At 36.0% G+C, this 15,163-nt stretch carries 14 protein-coding genes; 5 read left to right on the top strand and 9 right to left on the bottom strand.

All coding sequences use genetic code 11. The features are described from left to right. Position 1: 1 nt before the first annotated feature. The 5 genes from ACQUQZ_RS17310 to ACQUQZ_RS17290 all read left to right on the top strand — a co-directional run bounded on the left by ACQUQZ_RS17310 (position 2) and on the right by ACQUQZ_RS17290 (position 5,991). Positions 2-547, top strand: a complete 546-nt coding sequence (locus ACQUQZ_RS17310; RefSeq protein WP_435356316.1) for a Spy/CpxP family protein refolding chaperone — start codon at positions 2-4, stop codon at positions 545-547. A gap of 142 nt (positions 548-689) precedes the next feature. Beyond that, on the top strand, positions 690-1,466 hold the full coding sequence (locus ACQUQZ_RS17305) for a YHYH protein (protein WP_435356314.1): 777 nt from the start codon (positions 690-692) through the stop codon (positions 1,464-1,466). Then, positions 1,405-2,019, top strand: a complete 615-nt coding sequence (locus tag ACQUQZ_RS17300) for a toxin-antitoxin system YwqK family antitoxin (protein ID WP_435356312.1) — start codon at positions 1,405-1,407, stop codon at positions 2,017-2,019. The genes ACQUQZ_RS17305 and ACQUQZ_RS17300 overlap by 62 nt, the downstream gene beginning before the upstream one ends. After that, positions 2,016-2,726: an SCO family protein gene (locus ACQUQZ_RS17295; protein ID WP_435356310.1), complete on the top strand. Its 711-nt coding sequence runs from the start codon at positions 2,016-2,018 to the stop codon at positions 2,724-2,726. The genes ACQUQZ_RS17300 and ACQUQZ_RS17295 overlap by 4 nt, the downstream gene beginning before the upstream one ends. Before the next feature lie 49 nt (positions 2,727-2,775). After that, on the top strand, positions 2,776-5,991 hold the full coding sequence (locus ACQUQZ_RS17290; RefSeq protein WP_435356309.1) for a S41 family peptidase: 3,216 nt from the start codon (positions 2,776-2,778) through the stop codon (positions 5,989-5,991). Between the two features lie 108 nt (positions 5,992-6,099). Here the strand turns inward: ACQUQZ_RS17290 and ACQUQZ_RS17285 are convergent, their stop codons facing one another. The 9 genes from ACQUQZ_RS17285 to ACQUQZ_RS17245 all read right to left on the bottom strand — a co-directional run bounded on the left by ACQUQZ_RS17285 (position 6,100) and on the right by ACQUQZ_RS17245 (position 14,966). After that, complete coding sequence (locus tag ACQUQZ_RS17285; RefSeq protein WP_435356308.1) at positions 6,100-6,720, bottom strand: YdeI/OmpD-associated family protein; 621 nt, start codon at positions 6,718-6,720, stop codon at positions 6,100-6,102. An 89-nt stretch (positions 6,721-6,809) separates the two neighbouring features. Beyond that, the gene (locus ACQUQZ_RS17280; RefSeq protein WP_435356306.1) at positions 6,810-7,388 is read right to left on the bottom strand and encodes a YdeI/OmpD-associated family protein; all 579 of its coding nucleotides are present in this window, start codon (positions 7,386-7,388) and stop codon (positions 6,810-6,812) included. Between the two features lie 5 nt (positions 7,389-7,393). Continuing rightward, on the bottom strand, positions 7,394-7,777 hold the full coding sequence (locus ACQUQZ_RS17275) for a DoxX family protein (RefSeq protein WP_435356305.1): 384 nt from the start codon (positions 7,775-7,777) through the stop codon (positions 7,394-7,396). A gap of 9 nt (positions 7,778-7,786) precedes the next feature. Next, positions 7,787-8,248, bottom strand: coding sequence for an SRPBCC family protein (locus ACQUQZ_RS17270; RefSeq protein WP_435356304.1), 462 nt, complete (start codon positions 8,246-8,248; stop codon positions 7,787-7,789). Between the two features lies 1 nt (position 8,249). Next, complete coding sequence (locus ACQUQZ_RS17265) at positions 8,250-8,579, bottom strand: ArsR/SmtB family transcription factor (RefSeq protein WP_435356303.1); 330 nt, start codon at positions 8,577-8,579, stop codon at positions 8,250-8,252. A gap of 281 nt (positions 8,580-8,860) precedes the next feature. After that, complete coding sequence (locus ACQUQZ_RS17260) at positions 8,861-9,820, bottom strand: bifunctional methionine sulfoxide reductase B/A protein (protein ID WP_435356301.1); 960 nt, start codon at positions 9,818-9,820, stop codon at positions 8,861-8,863. A gap of 162 nt (positions 9,821-9,982) precedes the next feature. Further along, positions 9,983-11,551, bottom strand: a complete 1,569-nt coding sequence (locus tag ACQUQZ_RS17255) for a glycoside hydrolase family 43 protein (RefSeq protein ID WP_435356300.1) — start codon at positions 11,549-11,551, stop codon at positions 9,983-9,985. A 114-nt stretch (positions 11,552-11,665) separates the two neighbouring features. Further along, complete coding sequence (locus ACQUQZ_RS17250; protein ID WP_435356298.1) at positions 11,666-12,139, bottom strand: nuclear transport factor 2 family protein; 474 nt, start codon at positions 12,137-12,139, stop codon at positions 11,666-11,668. Between the two features lie 376 nt (positions 12,140-12,515). Continuing rightward, a complete protein-coding gene (locus ACQUQZ_RS17245) occupies positions 12,516-14,966 on the bottom strand; it encodes a glutaminase domain-containing protein (protein WP_435356296.1) in 2,451 nt (816 codons plus the stop codon). Between the last annotated feature and the right edge of the window lie 197 nt (positions 14,967-15,163).

Here is a 15,163-nt window from a genome sequence, read left to right as displayed (position 1 = left end):
GATGAAAGAAATTAATAAATATCGAATATTTTGGGTTGTCATTGGCTTGCTTTTGGTACTCAATATTGGTTTGCTTGCATGGTTTACTTTTTTTGCTCAAAATAATCCTTTTCAGCCTAAAAGACTTTTTTTGGAAAAAGAATTACAGTTTGACCAAAAACAGTCAGAAGTATATAAGGTTTTACGTCAAGAACATGCACAACAAATGAGAGCTTTGAGAGAGGATGTGAAAACAATGAAAACAGCGTATTATCAAGAATTAGCTCTTCCAAATATTTCTGATGATTCGCTTCGTGCAAAAGCTGTAGCCATTGAATCAAAAATGGTTGATGCGGATGTGCTTACATTCAGACATTTTCAAAAAGTACGTCAAATGTGTACACCTCAACAACAAAAACGTTTTGATGAAGTGGTGATAGATTTGATTCGTTCAATTGAGCGTCCAGGTGGAGGACCACCACCACGAAATGCTCGACCACCATTTGATGGCCCACCACCAGCGGGGGGTATGCCACCACCACCAGAAAATATGCCACCACCAAACTAAAAAAAAGTGATTTTAGCCGCAAGTTTTTTTTTGAGTTTACATCTAAATACCTATAAACAAAAACAATCAGTATTTTATGAATTGAACTTTACAAGTAAAACCTACTTACCTTTTTAATGTTTCACTTTAAAATCAATTCAAGATGAAGAAACTAAGCACAACCATCGGGATTTTAACAATTGTTGTTGCAATTTTCATGGCATGTAGTAAAGAAGAGACCGCTACTCCAAGCTCTTCTCAAAATACTACCCCAAGCAATGTTACTACATCGCTTGAAATATTCAAGAATATTTATGGAGCTACCGAGGTTTATATTGATGGCAATTATGCCGTAATCAAAACCAATGGTTTACCCGACCACAAATCGCCTTATTATAAAGATACGCAGTGGGCAAATACCATGTATGAAGCATATAATGGTACAAATACCAAATTTGGGTTAAATCCTAATCGGATTGCAACACAAAGTTTAGTTTTTAAAATTCCAATAAGTCCTGTTAAAGCAGCAAAATCAAGTGCTACTCCACTTGGTCCAATTGGTGTTTCATTAAATGGAGTACCTTTTTTTAACCAATATGCTGCCATGAATGCTCCTTTGACTAACGAAGTCAATGGTTTTGACCAATATGGTGGGCATCCTCAACAACAAGGCCAGTACCACTACCACGTCGAGCCAACATATTTGACTACCAAAAAAGGAAAAGATGCTTTGCTTGGTTTTTTGTTAGATGGATTCCCAGTGTATGGCCCAATGGAAAAAGGGAAAACAGTTACAAATGCTGACTTGGATGGCTATCATGGACATTCTCATGCTACAACAGAATATCCCAACGGCATTTATCATTATCATATTACTGATGCAGACCCCTATCTCAATGGCAATGGCTTCTATGGCACGGCAGGTACTGTTTCTAAGTAGTTTTTTCTGGATGATGCTTGCTTGCCAGCATTCTAAGACCCAAACGTCAATGCTTTGGGTCTTAGAGAATGATCCGTCTTTTACTCACAATGAGGGTAGATTATTCTATAATGAAATGCCTTTTTCGGGCAAGCAATATGCTTTATATACTAATGGCGATACTGCAAAAATTGTATCTTTTGTATCAGGAAAGCAAGATGACTGGAGCAAAATTTGGTATGAAAATGGGCTTTTAGCTGAGCAGCGTTATTTTAAAAATGGAAAAAAAGAAGGCGAACACAAAGCTTGGTGGCCAGATGAAAAACCAAAATTTTTGTATCATTTCAAGAATGATGAGCATGAAGGAATTCAGCAAGATTGGTTTCCAAATGGTAAACTCGCAGAAATATTTAATTATCATAATGGCCATGAAGAAGGTCAACAGCAAATGTGGTTTGACGACGGTTCTTTGAAAGCTAATTATATCATTAAAAATGGTAGAAGATATGGCCTTCCTGGGGTAAAAAATTGTGTCTCAGTGGTGGAAAATAACACTTTTCGAGCAAAAAAATGACATTAAATTATCGAAATAAAATTTCTTCTTTGAAGAGGATGGAGGTTTATAGAACAGCTCCATTATTATTATTGGCATTACTGATGATAGGTGTTTTTGCAATAAGTTGCCAAACTAAAAAACAAACCTCCAAAGAAACCTTACCCTATTATAATTCAGCCGATTTTACACCAAATTGGTATAGTGAAAAGCAGTTAGATACTGTGAAATTGCATAAAATAGCAACTTTTCAGTTTACTGACCAAGATGGAAATTTAGTTTCAAATGAAACTGTAAAAGGCAAAATATACGTTGCTAACTTTTTCTTTACAATTTGTCCGAGTATTTGCCCAACAATGACTCAAAATTTGCTTGTAGTTCAAAAAGCATTCAAAGATGATGCTTGCATTCTGATGCTTTCACATTCGGTCATGCCAGCTACTGATACCGTAGCCCAATTAAAAAAATATGCCAATCGCTGGAAGATTAACTCTCAGCGATGGCATTTATTAACTGGCTCAAAAGAACAGATTTATACTTTGGCTCGACAGTCTTATTTTGCTGAGAAAGAAATTGGTTTACAAAAAGAAAAAAATGAATTTCTTCACACTGAAAATGCGTTTTTGATTGATCAACAAGGCTACATTCGAGGTGTTTATAACGCTACATTAGCCCTTGATGTCGAAAACTTAATTAATGACATAAGAGTTTTACAATCGGTTCAGTAAAATTCATAACTTTGTTAGTTTGCAATCGGTCTTCATCAAACTAACACTTATGAAAAAAACATTCCTTGTAGGAGCTATCGCTTTATGCTCAAGCTTTTTTTTAAAAGCACAAAATTCTCTTTTACTTCGACACCCCGCTATTAATTATAATGGTTCTTTGGTCGCTTTCTCCTTTCAAGGTGATATTTGGACAGTACCAAGTGCGGGCGGAAAAGCTACTCGATTGACTATCCATGAAGCTTATGAAGGTAATCCAGTTTTTAGTCCAGATGGCAACCAAATTGCTTTTTCGGGGGCAAGATTTGGCAATAATGACATTTTTGTGATGCCTACAGAGGGTGGATTGCCAAAAAGATTGACTTATCATTCGGGAGCAGACAATATTTCGAGTTGGACAAAAGCTGACAAAATTTTCTTTTCGACCAATCGAGAATTTAAACAAATCGAACGCCCAAATGAAGTTTATGTGATTAACCCTAAAGGCGGAACAGAATCTCGCTTTTTGGATGCTGTTGGACATGAACCAATCCTCTCGCCCGATGGTCGTTTCCTTGCTTTTGTGCGTGGAGATATTAATCCGGTGGCTCGTCAGGAATACAAAGGAAGTTCTGATAGAGATATTTGGATTTATGATACAAAAAACAAAACTTATCAGCAATTGCCAGGTTTTGAAACCAACGACGTTTTGCCACAATGGGGTGGAAATAATACACTTTATTTTTTGAGTAGCATTGATGGTGCGTATAATGTTTATCGCCTAAAAATTGATGGTAGTGGCAAAGCCACTAATAAACCTGAAAAATTGACAAATTATAAAGATGAGTCTATTCGTACTTTTAGTGTTTCGACTGATGGAAACTCAATCGTTTTTGAGAAAGATATGAATCTTTATACCATGAAGACGACGGGTGGCTCTGCTCAGAAATTGAATGTTCAAATCAGTGCTGACGACCGCCTTGATGCCAGTGAACAAAAAACATTGACAACGGGTGCAAGCCAATATGCAGTTTCGCCCAATGGTAAATTATTAGCTTATTCGATTCGTGGAGAAGTATTTGTGAAAGAAGCCGACAAAGAAAAATCAAGAAGTATCAATGTGTCGGAGCATCCATTTAGAGATGTAGAACCAACTTGGTTGAATGACTCAACACTATTGTTTAGCAGTGACTGTGCCAATGGAAATTTTGATATTTATATGGCTCGTTCTTCTGATACTACCCAACGGAATATCTTCAAATCTTTAAAGCACGAAATCGTACAAATTACTAAAACTCCTGGTGATGAAACGGCCATGACTATTTCATCGGATGGTAAAAAGATTGCCTACGTGCGTGGCAGAGGCACTTTTGTAGTAGCAGATATGAGTGCTGATGGAAAATTATCTAACGAAAAAATATTAAGCGATACTTGGGATGCACCCAATGGCATTGCTTGGAGTCCAGATAATAAGTGGTTGGCGTATGCCATCAGCGATTTGTATTTCAACCAAGAAATTTTTATTCAGGCTGCTGATAATTCTTCAAAACCTGTCAATGTGACGATGCACCCACGTACCGACGGTCGTCCGTTTTGGAGTGCGGATGGTTCAAAATTAGGCTTTATTTCGGAGCGAAGTGTTGGTCGTAGTGCAGATGTTTGGTTTGTATGGCTCAAAAAAGAAGATTGGGAAAAAGAAACCCAAGATTGGCAAGACAGAGAAACGCCAGCTACAGAAGCTGCACCAGCAAGAAACGATAAAAAAGAAAAAGCACCAAAACCTATCAAGATTGATTTTGATAAAATTCATGAACGTATCGTGCAAGTGACCAATTTTACTGGTGATGAAAGCGACCTCGTTATTTCGAAAGATGGAGAAACTTTTTATTATACAACCAACAGTAGCAATGCCAAAGGAAGAGATTTATACAGCATCAAATGGGATGGCAAAGATTTGAAAGAAATCACCAAAGGCGGTGCCAATCCAAATAGTGTAACAATGGATAAAGATGGTAAATATCTATATTATGCGAAGCAAGGGGCTTTGGCAAGAATTGATATAAAAACAAGTGTTTCCGAGAATCTGCCTTTCGTATCAAAAATGAAGATTGATTATAATGGAGAGCGTACACAAGTATTTGAAGAAGCATGGCGAACCATCCGTGATGGCTTTTATGATCCAAAATTTCATGGCCATGATTGGGTAAAATTGCACGATAAATACAAAGAACGTTGTATCAATGCTAGTACAAGCAATGACTTTAGAGATATGTTCAACTTACTTTTAGGTGAACTCAATTCAAGTCACATGGGCTTGACTGTTGCGGATAGAACAGAAACACAAAGAGAAACAACAGGTTTATTAGGTGCTGAGATTTCGCCAGTGAGTGGGGGTGTAAAAATCAACCACGTTGTGCCAGAAACACCTGCCGACAAAGAAAAAAGCAAACTCAATGAAGGCGATATTATTACGGCCGTCAATGGTGAGGCTGTCAGCGACAATGAAAATTTTCACAATCTTTTGAATGGTTTAGTGAATGAAAAAGTTTTATTGAGCGTCAAAGCTGCCGATGGTAAAACAAGAGAAGTAGCTATCAGATTGACAGCCAGTATTACTAATAATTTGTATGAAGAATGGGTAGAAAATCGCAAGAAGTTAGTGGAGAAATTCTCGAATGGTCGTTTGGGTTATATTCACATCAGAGGAATGGATTTTCCGAGTTTTGAAGTGGTAGAAAGAGAATTTACTGCAGCAGGATTTGGCAAAGAAGGTTTGATAATTGATGTGCGTTATAATGGCGGAGGCTCTACTACTGACTATTTAATGACGATTTTGAACTACAAACAACATGCCTACACTGTTCCAAGAGGAGCAAGTGAAGATTTGGAAAAAGATAAATTGAAGTTTAAAGATTACTATCCAATTGGTGAGCGTTTGGTTTATGCAGCATGGACAAAACCTTCGATTGCTCTTTGTAATGAGGGAAGTTATTCAAATGCTGAAATCTTCTCGCATGCCTATAAAACACTTGGAATAGGAAAATTAGTTGGTGTTCCGACCAATGGCTCAGTAATTTCGACAGGAGGTAAAGGCTTGATGGACGGTTCGTTTGTGCGTTTGCCAGGCCGTGGATGGTTCACAAAAACTACTGACAAAAATCAGGAACTTGGGCCAGCCGTACCAGATATTATTGTAGAAAATCAACCCGATTGGATTTCAAAAGGTACTGACGACCAGCTAAAAGCAGCAGTAGATGAGTTATTGAAAGAAATTGGAGCGAAGAAATAAGGGTTTTATTTTTTTCAGGAAAGTGTAGTTGTGAAAACAGCTATACTTTTTTTGTTGATTAAAAAACGGCAACGTTAATTATTATGTTAACAATGAAATAACCGACTATTAATCATTTATTCCTCTTCCATGGAGGATGTGCTGTCTATATTTTTCAATCCTTTCTTGTCGAGTTTTGGATTGTTTGGGAGCAGAAAAATATAGACAATAGGCTCTTTGTCTGCCTAATGTCAGTTTTTCAAAAGCAGCTTTCAAAGTAGGGTCTGTTTCTAATTTATTTTGAAATTCTTCAGGAAAAATCAATTCCGTTTTCTCTTTTAAATCGACTTTCAAGCCAAGTTTTTCTACCTCAATCGCTTCAAAAATATAGGCTTTCAAGAGGTGTTCCATTTCAATTATTTCATGAACATTGGTAAAACGAATGATGCGTGCCGATTGTGTATTTTCCCCAGGTTTTGATAAAATATGATTAGCATCGTTAAGCAAAGCACCTTTGAAAAAACTCAATGCACAATATTCTTTGAATGCTGCCAGTATTAGGATGTTATTTTTCTGAAAAGTGTACACAGGAACACCCCATTTCAATTCTTCGTTTAGTCCCAATTTAAGAATAATCATTCTTAAGGTCGCTAATTCTTCTTTCCAGTTATTGACTTTACAGTTGGGAGTTCCCCCCAAAGGACAACGCCCACAACCTACGGCTAAATAATCATCTACTAAAGAGTTCATTTTACTGATTTATAGATTAATGAAGATTTTTTAAATAATAGCTAAAATAGCAAGATGTAGGCTTTAGATAATGGTTAAATTGTTCATTATCAATCATCTAAGCCTTTGCCATCGAGTATTTGCTGCATATATTTTTCAACCCTTGCTTCCCGAGTTTTTGCTTGCTTTGGAGCAGAAAAATGAAGAAGATATGCTCTTTGCCGCCCTGGGGTCAATGTTTCAAAAGCTGTTTTCAAAGTTGGATTTTCATCCAATTTGCATTGAAATTCTTCAGCAACTTTATATGCCGAGGGCTTTTTTAGCTCTACTTTCAAACCTGCTTTTTCTACCTCAATGGCTTCATAGATATAGGCTTTCAAAGTAGCTTCCATCTCAACTATTTGCTGAATACTTGTAAACCGAATCTGGCGAGCCGCCTGCACATTCTCTGTTTGTTGGATTAAAATACCATTGGTATCAGCCAATAAAGCACCTTTGAAAAACAATACAGCACAGTATTCTTTAAAATCGTGGATTAAAACGATGTTATTTTTCTGAAAAGTATAGCAGGGTACACCCCATTTTAATTCTTCGTTCAGCCCACAATCAAGCATGATTATTCTCAATTTTTCTAATTCTTCTTGCCATTTTTTGGCTTTATTGAAGTAAAAATCAACCTTAGGATTCATTTTTTTTATTGGTTTATGGTAGTGATTTTTCTATCATTGGTTCTGAAATACCACGATACTATTGTCAAAGTTAATAATAGTAAGGAAGGTAAAATTTCAGTTATAGGGTTTCTTGATGCAATGTGTGAAAAGGCAGCTCCTGTCATTGCAAAGAAAAAGCCTGCATAAGCCCATTCTTTCAAGATTGGAAATTTAGGAATAAGCACTGCTATCACTCCCAAAATCTTCCAGCCACCAAGCAATGTGAGAAAATAGATTGGATAACCTAAATGTGCCATTTTATCTACCTCTTCTTTCATTTTGATTAACTGCACTATGCCTGTTGATAGCATTCCTAATGCAAGCCATAGCGTAGCAATCCAATAGATAATTTTATTTCTCTTTTCCATAATATTGTATTATAATTTACTAACGATGCTTTCTAAACGATTATGTGCCATGTTGATACCTTGAGCAAAGGGTAGTTGTAACATTTGGTCACGCAGGGCTACAGATTTATAAATGATATGTATGCTCAATTTACTGGTATTGTCAGTGAGTTTTTCAAATTCCAAAAATTCAAGCTGTACAGCAAAAGGAGTGTTTTCCATCTCAAATGTCCTTGTAATTTTCTGATTCAGACTAAATTCATGGATTACGCCATTAAAAAGATGTTTGTTTCCTTTTGGGTCAGTTGTTTCAAATTGGTAGCTACCATGTCGTTTGTTTTCAAGTTTCAGCACTTTTGTTCCCATCCATTGCTCCACAATTTCAGGTTCTACGTAGGCTTTAAACAGTAATTCTAAAGGCAAATCAAACTCCCTTATAATCACCAATTCTTGTTTGTTGTCGTCAGCATTGATTTTTGTTTTTAGCTCCATCTCATTCTGTTGTTTTGGATTGGTAAGTTTTCATAATTGTTTCCAATTTATTAAATCTATCATCCCACATTTGGCGGAATGGCTCAATAAACTCAGCTACTTCTTTCATCTTTTTTGCATTGATATGATAGAAAATTTCTCTGCCGTTTTGCTTTTGTTCCAGCAATTCGCACTCGGTGAGAATTTGCAAATGTTTTGAAACTGTTGGTCTCGCAGTATCAAAATTAGAAGCTATTGCACCTGCGGTCATCGATTGCGTAGCAACCAACAGAAGGATGGTTCTTCTTGTTGGGTCGGCAATGGCTTGAAATACATCTCGTCTTAAATTCATTATGTAGTCATTTGGCTACAAATATATATGTAGTTATTTGACTACGCAAATTTTTCTTGTTTTTTTTGAAAAATTTTAGTGTTTTTATTTGAGTAAGGGATTAGTAAAAACACCTAAAGTGCTTATAGTGAAAGATTTATAATTTAAAAAGACACTTTAGAGATGTGAAATATCATCTCGTCGGGGTTTAAACGAGGGTATTCTTATGGTTTTCTATAATCATATTATCCTCTCAGAATTTTCATGTGTTTGACTTACAGCGGCATAGCGTTTCATAAAACTTAAAATCTTTTTACGTATTTATGGCAATAAGGCGTACCACCTTCTTTTGCATAATATCTCTGATGATATTCTTCTGCTGTCCAAAACTTATTGGCAGGTTTTATTTGAGTAGCTATTTTATACCCTTTTTTCTTTAAGGTATTGATTAATTTTTCGGTAATAGCTTTTTGGCTTTCATCTAAATAAAAAACCATTGATTGGTATTGTTGACCAATATCATTGCCTTGTCCATTTACTTGTGTTGGGTCATGAATCTCAAAGAATAGCTTGGCTAAAGCTTCGTAATTTGTCTGTTTAGGGTCGTAAGTAATTTCGATGGCTTCGTAATGCCCAGTTGTATGACTACTTACAGCCTCATAAGTCGGGTTTTCTGAATTCCCGCCAGTATAACCTACGCTTGTACTCTTAACCCCTTTTTCATTTTGGAAATAATATTCAACACCCCAAAAACACCCACCTGCAAATATCGCTTTTGCATTTTTGGGCGTTTCAACAAAAACTAATGAAGTGGTATTTACACAATGACGGGCATTGGTAGCAGTAAAGCCTTCTCCATAAAAAACATGACCTAAATGCCCATGACATCTATTACATGTAATTTCTGTGCGTTCTCCATCGGCATCTAATGTTTTCTTGACAGCACCTTTGATTTCATCATCAAAACTTGGCCAACCACAATTTGAATGAAATTTTGAGGTAGAATGATAGAGTGGAGCGTTGCACTGACGGCAAAAATAAGTGCCAGATTTGAAATTATCTGTGAGTTCGCCTGTAAAAGGCATATCTGTTCCTTTATTCAAAATTACGTACTTTTCTTCATCTGTAAGTTCGTTGAGGCGAAGGCCTTCTTTGGTAGTATTGCTTGAACTTTTTTTATTCTTTGCACTTTGGCTTTGGCAACTGAAAAAGCAAAATAGAAAAAGAGCGATTAAAGCAAAAGCAACTATTGAAATTTTCATTTTTTTGTTTAATTAGAAATCGAATATTTGTAAATTCACGATAATATAAAATTGTACCAATTCAAATTACCGTGTAGTAAATAAATACGTGATAGTATTCTTAAAAGATTTATGGTTTAGCTAAAGTTAAGTATTAACTTCCGCTTGCAGAAAGCGAAATACTTACTCATATTTCATTTCAATAGTTTTTACCTCTCCTTTACCCAATGTCTTTCCCGAAACATTAAGTCCGACTCTTGGAGCTCTATCCCAGCGAGGTAGCCAAAGTGTTTCTGTTTGTGAAGACTTGTTTGCAACATCCATTTTCTCTCCTTTTTCTACCCAACTAAATTCATAAAAACGGCCATTATAGCTTTGTAATTTTAGTATGATGCCTTTCTCGGTTGCTGGAATTTCCTGTGTTTTGATGGTTTCGTATGTACCATCTTTTATCCGCCATAACTCCACTGTACGCTGGCGAACCCCATAACCAATGGCATTTTGAGCATCGCCATAGATAACAATGTTTTGTATGATGTCAGTCTTCGGCATTATCTCTGCTGTGAAAGTATAAGAACCTTTTTTGATATTAAATCCAATGAAATTTCCTGTTTCTGTCTGGTTTTTGTTTTCAATTTGTAGTGTTCCGTTCTGAACGATATAAATAGGTTTCGGCTGACGGACATCATGTATCCAACGTAGATTTGGCATATTTTTACTAAAGTCGATGGCAAAACCATCATGGTTAACTATGCTTATGCCTGCTGGAGATTCTGCTTGTGCTGGAGTGGTTTTGCCATACCTGAAAGTAGGCCATTGGGTGGCTTCATTCCAAACCATTTCGCTAAGCACCCCTTGTCTGCCGACAAAGGTAAAATCGGATGCACTATAAGCATGATGCAAATAAAAATAACGATTATCGGGGGTAGTTACAACCGTACCATGTCCCGGACATTTCCAAGTGTCATCACTCACAAGAATGGGATTGCCCGAATACTTTGTCCAAGGACCTTGTAGTTTTTCAGCCCTTGCCAACCCAACCATATAGTTGCATTTGCTCCCACAGCATGAATTGCCCGAATAGAGCATAAACCAGTAATTGCCTCTTTTAAAAATGGACTGACCTTCGGTACCACCGCCTTCCCAGTCAGTAGTGTTGGCTTTAATCAAAGTAAAAGCTTCACCTGTTACTTTTAAGCCATCGGGCGATAGTTCTGCTCCTAATAATTCTATGACTCTGCCTTTGTCCAGGCCGTAGGCTTTCCATGTAATAAATAATTTTCCTCTGTCTTCTACTACATAAGCATCAATGGCTTCTGATGTCCATTCAATAAGCAAACCGTGGTCTGTAAAACCTTTTTTTAAATCAGTTGTAGTAGCTACACCAATAAAAGATTGCTTGTCAGATTTCCGTCGAGCAGTATAATAAGCATAAAAAATACCATTTCGGTAGAATAATTCTGGGGCCCAAAAACTACCCATTGTCCACTCAGGTAATTCGTTAAATATTGGGCCGACATATTCCCAGTCAACCAGATTTTTTGAGGTATAAATTGGATAAGCTGGCCCCCATTCTGATGATGTTCCAGCAGCATAATAGGTGTCGCCCACACGAATAACCGAAGGGTCGGCAAAATCTCCAGCAATAACAGGATTTCTATAAGTATTCACCTGAGTAGGCATTGGCTTTTGAGCGAGGGCATTCTCAGTAAGAACAAATGTTAGTACAAAAAGGATTGATAGGATTCTCATTAGGTCGTAGATTGATTGATAGGACGAAGAAAAGGCTTTTTTTCGATATAATAAATCCTATTAGATGAATTATCGAAAAACTGAGGCAAACAACCTATCTTTATATCATCACTATCAACCTTTTACATAAGCCAGTTTTTCCAACACCTTACCATCTCTGACCTTGAAAACATCTACTCCCCTCAAATGCCAAGGTTTTCCATCTTTTGTCTTACGATAAATCCATCTGACAACACAGCGGTCACCACTGGCAAATACATCTTCTGCCTCAAAAAAAGCATCTGGATTATTAGCAAAGAACTTTGTCCAATATGCCCTGACTTCAACAGCACCCACTAAACGAGTACCATCTGGTTGAGGATTCGTATTTTCAAAAATACAATCTTCCGTCATTGCATTCATTACGGCATCAACATCGTGGCGATTGAACGCTTCATTGAACTTTTCTACTGCGGCAAGAGTAAGACTTTCCTTACTATTTTTTGTTTCAGTTACCATAGCTGTTTGTGTTTGCTTTTTGCTAAAACTGTTTTTGCATGATGTCAAAATGAATGATGCAAAGATAAAAAGTATCAATAGTTTATTCATTTGATTTATTGTTTACGAATAAGTTCGCTTGGGAATCATCAAATGTGTAGATTGTCTGATATAGACGTTTAAAGCCTAATGCTTGACTTGAAGTGCGTTAGCTCTATTGGCACGCAACGTATAATTGAATGAAAAAAAATAATTGCAAAACGTTGGCTATCAGCCAGTTATGTTGTTTAATTTTCTCTAAATATTATTTAAAATAACTTGCTTAAAATCAAAAAAACAAATTTATTATTGATTTTTTTATCAAACCCCAACTTCAAAATTCCTTTTTAAAAAGTGAAATGACAAAACAGATTCATTTGTGAGTTCGGGATTAGTTTAAAATACATAAAATCCAACTTGTTTTAAGCCCGAACTCACGTTAATTTGTCTATTTATTTATCATTTTTTGCTCTAAAACTTTCATATAATACCCCGCCACTACGCTTCTTGCTTGGAAACCACGCATCAATCCAGTAGTGGTCCAATGCCAATCTGAGAGCGGTACTCTTGATTTTGTTGCCGTAGCAAAATGATAAATAGGATTGATAAGGGCATCGAAGTCTTTTTTGTCACTTGCCAACACCGAAGTCCAAATCACCCAATCAGATTTGGTATAATCTGCTCTGCTATCTAAAGGTAAACCATACTCTTTTTGCTGCGTGAGGTAATATTGGATTTCCAAATCATACACTTCTTTAGGAAATAAATTCAATTTTAATACTTTATCCCAAACCAAATTGTATTTCTGACTCCAAGTACCTTTTTTATCAAAAGCAAGTGAATAATGGTTGCCATCTTTGCCCATTTCTATCCATTTTGCTGTAAATCCTTTTGCCAATTGTTTGAATTTTTCGGCAGTTTGTTGTTCACCCATTTGCTCGGCTAAAGTACCAAAACAAGCCAATGCCACGATGGCTTTGGCAGAAAGATTAATATTATGTGCTAAATGCCCAGCAAAATCATCAGTACAAAGTTGATTGGCTGGGTCAAAGCCTTCTTTACTTAGGTAATCTGCCCAAATTGAGAGTGTTTTCCAATGTTTTTTTGCATAATCAATATTTCCTTCGGCTTTGCAGATGGCTGCCGTCAAGATAATCATATTGCCACTTTCTTCTACGGGCATGTCTTCAGAATAGGTTTGTCCATTGGCAATTGGATAAGTACCTAAATCATGAGCAGCAAATGGTTTGGCAAACTTTCCACTTTCACTATAATAAAAAATACCATTCAACATTCCTTTGAGTAAATCGGGATTATAGGTCAAAAATAAAGGAGCAGAAGGATAGGTCACATCAACAGTATTGATTGAGCCATTGCTGAAATTTTCTTTTGAAAGAAATAAAATATCTCCTTCAGGACTTTTAACCAATTTATGAGCGGCAATACTTTGACGATAAGCTAATTCACAGAGTTTTGCATATTTTTCGCCTCCAGCATTCAAAGCATCTTGATAAATCTTTTGGTTAAGGATTGTACATTTTTTGATAATAGTGTTGTAATCTTTAGCTGCAAGCGACAATTGCTGTTCGATGTTATTTTTACCTGAGTTATTCCACCAAGGAAGAAGATTATTATTGAAATATTGAACGGAATACAAGTCATCATATCCTATCAAAAATAAGCCTTCTTTTTCAGAGCTATTAACATTTCCAATATTTAAAACCGTATTAAGTAGTAGATTTCTCCCCTCTAAAATATCACCTTTTTGTATTTCAAATGGATTGATAGGCAAAGATTTGCTGATACTTTGATTGACAGATTTGTTGAGTGCGGTGGCCACATACATATAACCCCAATCAATTCGTATATCGTCGCCTTTTTTCTGTAAAACAGCTTGTTCAGTCGTTCCTGCTCGTAAGATAGCAAGTTGGTTATTAACACTTTTTTGTGCTTTTACAATTTGTCCAGGTTCATTAATGGCAATATCAGAAGATGCTCCTAAATAAATTTTTACTTGATGGTTTTTTCCGTCATTAGATTTTACTTTCGCACTGATGTATGAAACTGGTCGAGACATTATTGCTAAATCATCAATCAAAAGAGGTGAGGTAAAAGTCAGATTAAGATTAGTTTTCCCACATTCAAAATGATAGATGGTTTGAGTAGCATTGACCGAAACACTTTTCTGGATAGCTTCTTGAATTGGCGTTGAATTTTTAGGTACAATTTTCTCTACGATGCCAACATCGAAAAAACCAAGTCCTGCCGTATTTTCTACATGCAATGCTAAAGTATTTTTGCCTAATTTTAGATTACTTTTCAATAGTTTATCCAAAGCTAAAATACTATAACGACTGGCACAGCAGCCTTTTTCATAAATCAGTTTGCCATTCAAATAGACCCAAACATTATCATCATGTTTAAGTTTGAGGAAAAGTTCTTGAAAGTTTAATGATTGAAGCTCGAAAGTGCGTCGTACCCAAATATTTCGACTTTTCCAGAGTGTTATCGCATTTTTGGGATTATCAGTAAAGGGTGCTTTACCAACTTTCCATTGGCTATCATCAAAAGTTTCTTTTGACCAATCATCAGATGGTTCTGTTTCAGTATAATTTGCCTCAAAATTTGAAATATCACTTGCTGGAAGTATAGATTCAAAACGAGGAGATTCCTCTCCTAAAAAACGGTAAATTTCATTGTCAACTTTTATCATTCCAATCAAAGAATGGTCTGCTCCAGTCCAATGCTTAGTAGATGATTTTGTTAATTCATCAGTATTTGACCAAATACTAAAATAAGGGTCATGTGTGATGAGTGGATACGAAGGTGCTTTGGTGCTTTGAGCTAAAGACAAAAAACAATAAAGGATTGAAAATAAAGAAATGACAATTTTTTTCATGCTCATTTTTGTTCTAAAATATTTGGCTTAAAAAGAGTTTTTATCTCCCCTAAAAATTCTAAAAAGAGTTATTCTTAATCGGATTAACAAAAAAGTTTTACTTTAAGAAGTAATAGTACAAATTTACTTTAAAATGTTAGAGAATAAATAGGTTGTGATTTTTATTTATGGGATATTATTTGTCATATCTTCAATAG

Origin of the sequence: Emticicia sp. SJ17W-69 (assembly GCF_051209875.1) — a bacterium.
Lineage (GTDB): Bacteria > Bacteroidota > Bacteroidia > Cytophagales > Spirosomataceae > Emticicia.
The sequence above is the reverse complement of the archived record's forward strand: the minus strand, read 5'-3'. Positions and strand labels throughout refer to the sequence as shown.